The 6,730-nt window shown below is 60.4% G+C and carries 4 protein-coding genes; 3 read left to right on the top strand and 1 reads right to left on the bottom strand.

The features are described from left to right. Positions 1–303: 303 nt before the first annotated feature. On the top strand, positions 304–1,110 hold the full coding sequence (locus M0D64_RS28805) for an alpha/beta fold hydrolase (RefSeq protein ID WP_266260241.1): 807 nt from the start codon (positions 304–306) through the stop codon (positions 1,108–1,110). A gap of 398 nt (positions 1,111–1,508) precedes the next feature. Continuing rightward, the gene (locus M0D64_RS28800; RefSeq protein WP_154562709.1) at positions 1,509–1,736 is read left to right on the top strand and encodes a hypothetical protein; all 228 of its coding nucleotides are present in this window, start codon (positions 1,509–1,511) and stop codon (positions 1,734–1,736) included. Between the two features lie 149 nt (positions 1,737–1,885). On the opposite strand, the gene M0D64_RS28795 is transcribed toward M0D64_RS28800, so the two are convergent. Beyond that, a complete protein-coding gene (locus M0D64_RS28795; RefSeq protein WP_266260240.1) occupies positions 1,886–4,114 on the bottom strand; it encodes an NADP-dependent isocitrate dehydrogenase in 2,229 nt (742 codons plus the stop codon). A 412-nt stretch (positions 4,115–4,526) separates the two neighbouring features. Between M0D64_RS28795 and M0D64_RS28790 the strand changes: the two genes are divergently transcribed. Further along, complete coding sequence (locus M0D64_RS28790) at positions 4,527–6,716, top strand: TonB-dependent siderophore receptor (RefSeq protein WP_308102513.1); 2,190 nt, start codon at positions 4,527–4,529, stop codon at positions 6,714–6,716. Positions 6,717–6,730 lie beyond the last annotated feature (14 nt).

The following is a 6,730-nucleotide window of genomic DNA, read 5'->3' as shown; positions in this document are numbered from 1 at the left end:
GAAGTGAATTCCGCTCAGCGTTACAGAACTATGTATTCCTTGCTGGGGGGAATAACTGAGCGCCGGGTTTATTTCTGGTGGCGTCGAATCTGCGCAAGCGCCCTCCGCTAATAAATCCCCATCGCCCCTCAATACTCCGCACCATCGAAACCAGCCGTGGCCTTGAGGGGCGGCTCCGCTGCCGAAAGACGCCGCCCATCCACCGTCCAGGCGCGAAAATTCGTAGCTTTTTTGATTTTCTGGTGGCGGCGCAGGCAACCTGGTGGATCCTTGCGTTACTGAGCTCCCCAGGAAGGCACCCTCATGCAATCCCACGACGACGACCTCACCCATTTCGAAGCCCACGGCGCAGCCCCGCTGCCGGTCTCGAACGACCACGGCTACGTCGAGCACGAAGGCGCGCGAATCTGGTACGCGTCCTATGGGACCGGCAAACCGGTGATCCTGCTGCATGGCGGTCTGGGGCACAGCGGCAACTGGGGATATCAGGTCCCGGCGCTGGTCGGCTCGGGGCATCGCGTGGTGGTCATCGACAGCCGCGGCCATGGCCGCAGCACCCGCGATGCGCGTCCCTATATGTACGAGCTGATGGCCTCCGACGTTCTGGCCGTGATGGACACGCTGCAGCTCGACCGGGCCGCGATAGCCGGTTGGAGCGACGGCGCGTGCGTGGCCCTGGTGTTGGCCCGCCAGGTCCCCGAGCGGGTTGCAGGCGTGTTTTTCTTCGGCTGCAACATGGATCCGAGCGGGACGAAGAAATTCGTGCCGACGCCGATCATCGATCGCTGCTTCGGAAGGCATGCCAAAGACTATGCGCAACTCTCGGCAACGCCGGACGACTTCGACGCATTTGTCGGCGCGGTCAGCGAAATGATGAGAACCCAGCCCAACTACTCCGCGCGCGATCTGGCCGGGATTCGAGTGCCGGTTGCCATCGTCCAGAGCGAGCACGACGAATTCATCAAGCCGGAACACGCCGACTATCTCGCCCGCACCATTCCCGGCGCGAAGTTGATTCTTTTGCCTGGCGTGAGCCATTTCGCGCCGCTGCAACGGCCGGATGAGTTCAACCGCGTGCTGCTAGCGTTTCTAGGCCAGGTTCTTTCCTGAACAGAACGATCACGGGCGCAGCCGCGCTCTGCCCCGAATGCGCCCTGCCCCACTATTTGGCCAACCCGCCAAAATTTCACGATGTGGCATGAGCCCTTGCTTCGTAAAAAATCGTGGTGCGTGGCACAAATTCGCCATTTCGCAATGCCGCCCCACGTTGCACATCGCAAAATGACGACGACAAGCCTTTATTTTTAAACGATATTTTTTGATCGAAAGAACCGTCTAACAGCCCCTTGCGCCGAGACCCACTGACGTAGACTCTTTTACAAGAGCCGGCGCTTCATGTGGTGCAGCGAAATAGACGGGACGAAAACGCAGTGGCAGTGTGTCCCCCCGCTCCATGCATGAAGCCGCCGCGGCGCAGCGGTTTTTAAATGGCAATTGGGAGACTAAAAATGAAAGGCTTTCGCTTTGGATCGACCCAGGGAGCGTTCTACATTTTGCCGGGCCAGGGCGGTTGGGAGGCAACCTACGGCAACGAGACGCTCGGTGAATTTTCCAGCCCGCAACAGGCAGCCGATGAAGTCGCACGCGGCCTGACCTGCCCGCAGTTGACCGAAATCGACACGTCGACGCTCGACATTCCAGAAAAACTCAGCGATTGGGAAATCGTTCACGTGTGAGGGCAGGCATGACCGCCACTCACGTATGCGTAGAAACGACGATGGCGCTCCTGAGGAGCGCCATCGTCTTGTTTGCTGCTTACTTCAGTGCCTGCTTCGGTACCTTGAGGAACAGCCTCAGTACCTCATTCGGCACGTCATTCCGACCATTAAGCGACCGCGTCCACAATCTTGTTCAGCGTGGCGCTCGGGCGCATGGCCTTGCTCGTCAGTTCGACATTCGGACGGTAGTAACCGCCGATATCCACCGGCTTGCCTTGCGCTGCACCCAGCTCTTCGATGATCTTCGCTTCGTTGTCGGCCATCGCCTTTGCCACGCCGGCGAACTGCGCCTGCAAGGCAGCGTCTTCGGTTTGCGCAGCGAGCGCCTCAGCCCAGTACATCGCCAGGTAGAAGTGGCTGCCGCGGTTGTCGATACCGCCAACCTTGCGCGCCGGCGACTTGTCGTTGTCGAGGAACTTGCCCGTTGCCTGATCCAGCGTCCTGGCCAGAACCTGCGCCTTCGGGTTGTGATACGCGCCGCTCAGGTGTTCCAGCGAAGCCGCCAACGCCAGGAATTCGCCGAGCGAGTCCCAACGCAGGAAACCTTCTTCGACCAGTTGCTGAACGTGCTTCGGCGCCGAACCGCCTGCGCCCGTTTCGAACATGCCGCCACCAGCCATCAGCGGGACGATCGAGAGCATCTTCGCGCTGGTGCCCAGTTCCATGATCGGGAACAGGTCGGTCAGGTAGTCGCGCAGCACGTTGCCGGTGACCGAAATCGTGTCCTTGCCGGCGCGGATGCGCTCGATCGAGAACTTGGTTGCTTCGACCGGCGTCATGACGCGGATATCCAGACCGCTGGTGTCGTGGTCCTTCAGGTATTGCTCGACCTTTTTGATGATCTGGGCGTCGTGCGCGCGCGCTGCGTCCAGCCAGAAAATCGCCGGCGTGTTGGTGGCGCGTGCGCGGTTCACCGCGAGCTTGACCCAATCCTGGACCGGCGCATCTTTGGTCTGGCACATGCGCCAGATGTCGCCCGCTTCAACCGCCTGCTCGATCAGCACCGTACCGGCTGCGTCGGTCACGCGCACCACGCCGTTCGCCGGAATCTGGAACGTCTTGTCGTGTGAACCGTATTCTTCAGCGGCTTGCGCCATCAGGCCGACGTTCGGCACCGTGCCCATCGTGACCGGGTCGAATGCGCCGTTCTTCTTGCAGTCTTCGATCACAGCCTGGTAGACGCCGGCGTAGCAACGGTCCGGAATCACCGCCTTGGCATCATGCAATGCGCCGTCCGCGCCCCACATCTTGCCCGACTCGCGAATCATGGCCGGCATCGAAGCGTCGACGATCACGTCGCTCGGCACGTGCAGGCTGGTGATGCCCTTGTCCGAGTTGACCATGGCCAGTTGCGGGCGTTGCGCGTATTGAGCCTTGATGTCGGCTTCGATCGCTTCGCGCGTTTGCTCCGGCAGGTCCTTCAGGCGCGCGTACAGGTCGCCGATACCGTTGTTCGGGTTGAAGCCGGCTTGCGCCAGCGCGTCAGCGTGCTTGGTCAGCACGTCTTTGTAGAACACCGAGACCACGTGACCGAAGATGATCGGATCCGACACCTTCATCATGGTCGCTTTCAGGTGCACCGAGAACAGCACGCCCTTGCTCTTCGCATCGGCGATTTCTGCTTCGATGAAGCTGCGCAGCGCGTTCTTGGAGAGCACCGAAGCGTCGATGATCTCGCCCGCTTGCACGGACGTCTTTTCTTTCAGGACCTTCGCCGAACCGTCGGCGGCGATCAGTTCGATCTTCACAGCGCCGGCTGCTGCGATCAGCGCCGATTTTTCGCTGCCGTAGAAATCGCCGCCGCTCATGTGCGCCACGTGCGACTTCGAGTCCGCGCTCCACGCGCCCATCTTGTGCGGGTGCTTGCGTGCGTAGTTCTTCACCGACAACGGCGCGCGGCGATCCGAATTGCCTTCGCGCAGCACCGGGTTCACCGCGCTGCCCTTGATCTTGTCGTAACGCGCCTTGACGTCTTTTTCAGTGTCGGTATTCGCCACGTCCGGATAGGGCGGCAGCTTGAAGCCCTGATCGCGCAGCTCGGTAATCGCGGCCTTCAGTTGCGGCACCGATGCGCTGATGTTCGGCAGCTTGACGATGTTCGCTTCCGGACGCGTGGTGAGTCCACCCAGTTCCGCCAGATCGTCGGAACCCTTCTGTTCCGCGGTCAGGTAGTCCGGAAATGCAGCGATGATCCGGCCGGCAAGCGAGATATCGCGCGTTTCAACGATCACGTCGGACGAGCGCGTGAACGCCTTGACGATCGGCAGCAGCGAATAAGTCGCCAGAGCAGGCGCTTCGTCGGTCAGGGTGTAGATGATCTTCGGCGATGTGGACATGTTTGATGCTTTGCTTGGTGAAGTGTTAGACAGAGCGTTGGTGGCGCTGAGCCGCGGGGTGGCGACAAAGCAGCAAGAACGCAGCGCGACCCACGGCACTACTTTTTACGGCCCGACCGTGAGTATATGCGTGTTTTCCAGTACTCGCTGCGAAACAAACATGCCGCCGCCACGCCCCGCACAGGGTCAAGCCCCGCCAGATAAGGCTTTGAGCCGAATGTCCTATGCCTTAAGACAGATGTCTTATAGATGACTTGCGATGCGAAATTGGCAATTGTTAATGCGAATCAGATGCATTACTATTCGTATGAAGTCGCAGTTTGAACCATCCGTTTAACAACCACTCGCTCGAAACTGGCCGTTTCGCACATCTTTGGTGCGCGGCGGCGTCACGCTGCCTAACTCAAACAACATGCAGAATTCATTTGTCGCGGGACGCCCAGCGCGCCCAACCTTTTTGCGCGGCCACCGCCGTACTCCGTCGCTACTCAGTGCGGGGCTCCTCGTCAGCGTCGGCTTATCGTTGTCTACGCTGTCGTCCTCGGGATGGGCGCAGGTCGCGGCAAGCGACACGGCCGCCACCCTGCCCGCCGTGAGTGTGTCGGCAACGAAAGACACAACCGTGGCGCAGGCCGACACCGTCAGCGCCGGCGCACTGGGCTCGCGCAAACAGGTCGACACGCCGTTTTCGACGCGCGTAGTGACGAGCGACGAGGCGCAGGACCTGATGGCGGCAACCGCCAACGATCTGTTCAAGTACGACCCGGCGGTATCGGCCATCAGCGAAAACGCCATCAGCGAAAACGCGATATTCGCCGTGCGCGGCATGCCGATCGACACGCTGAACAGCATCAAGGTCGACGGCCAGACCTTCCCCTCGTGGGACACCGATCTCTCGCTCGAGCCGTTCGAGCAGGTCGAATTGCTCAAGGGTCTGTCCGGTTTCATGTATGGCTTCGGTTCGCCGGGCGGCATCGTCAATTACGTGCTGAAACGCCCGACCGACGATCCCTACCGTAGCATCTCGATCGGCTACAAGTCGGCTGGCGTCTTCAGCGAGGCGGTCGATCTGGGTGGCCGCTTTGGCAATGACAACCGCTTCGGCTACCGCCTGAACCTCGTCAACGAAGACGGCAACACCGCGGAAGATCACGGTCACATCCGCCGCCAGGTAGCCTCGCTCGCGTTCGACTTCCGCATTACGCCGGACCTGACCTTTACCGCCGACGCCTTCTATCAGAAGCGCAAAACCAACGGCACACTATTCGGCCTGATGTTCGGCAGCGGCCTCGGCATTCCCGACGCAAGCACAGTCACCCACGCGCTGACGCAACCGCAGAATTACTATCAAACCGAGATGGCTTCGTTCGGCACGGGGCTTGATTACCGCCTCTCCGAGAACTGGCATGCGAACGTGAAGTACCGCTTCGCCAAGGAAAACCGCACCAATTCGGACAGCTTCCTGTTCGTGACCGATAACGCGGGCAACTACTCGAACACGCTTTATGCGGCGATGACGCGTTACTTCTATCAGAACGTCGACGCGATGGTGCAGGGCAAATTCAACACCGGCAGCATCAAGCACGACGCCGTGATCGGCGCGGGTTTCGAGACGCAAACCAGCGAGTACAGCAACAGCGAAGGCTGGAATAACGGCTACTTCCTCGGCAACGGCAACCTGTACAACAGCACGCTGTTGACCAACGATGAAGTCAGCATCGGCTCGGATCTCTATCGTCAGCAGCGCACCACGCAGGCCGCCGTGTACGCGAGCGATACGGTGCAGCTCACATCGCGTCTGTCCGCCCTGGTCGGCGTGCGTTACACGCAATACCGCGAGCACGTGTACGACACGAGCGGCGCCGTATCGTCACAGTACAGCGCGGATCCGGTCACGCCAACCTTCGCGCTGATGTTCAAGACCGACCCGTATTCGACGGTGTACGCGAGCTATGTCGAATCGTTGGAACAGGGTGGCGCGGCCTCGAACACCAACCTCAATTACCCGGACACATTCGGCCCGCTGAAGAGCAAGCAGTACGAAGTCGGCTTCAAGACGGACCACAGCAAGTGGGGCGCCAATCTTGCGCTGTTCCGTGTCGATCAGGGCTACAACTATACGAACTCGGCCAACATCTTCGTGCAGGACGGCACGAAGCGCTATACCGGCGTCGACGCAAGCGGCTGGCTCGCGCTGACGAGCGAATGGCGCGTGATGGGCGGCGTGATGTGGCTCGACACGAAGGCGGTCGACGTGGACGACGCCAGTGTCGAAGGCAAGCGCGTGTATGGCGCGCCGAGATTCACCGTGACCGGCCGGATCGAATACAACCCGTCATATCTGCGTCCGCTGACGCTGGCGTTCGGCGGCAAGTACGTCGGCAACCAGGCGGTCGACGCGGCCAACACGCAGTTCGTTCCGGCTTATGTCACGTACGATTTGAGCGGCCGATACGAGACGAAAATCGCCGGCAAGGATGTGACTTTCCGTGCGGGGATCAACAATCTGTTCAACCGCCGCTACTGGACCACCGCGTGGGGCTATTACGTGGCACCTTCGCCGACACGAACTGCCGTGGCTAGCGCTACGTTGCAATTCTAGGCATTGCGTACAAA

Source organism: Paraburkholderia sp. WS6 (assembly GCF_030464835.1).
Lineage (GTDB): Bacteria > Pseudomonadota > Gammaproteobacteria > Burkholderiales > Burkholderiaceae > Paraburkholderia > Paraburkholderia madseniana.
The sequence above is the reverse complement of the archived record's forward strand: the minus strand, read 5'-3'. Positions and strand labels throughout refer to the sequence as shown.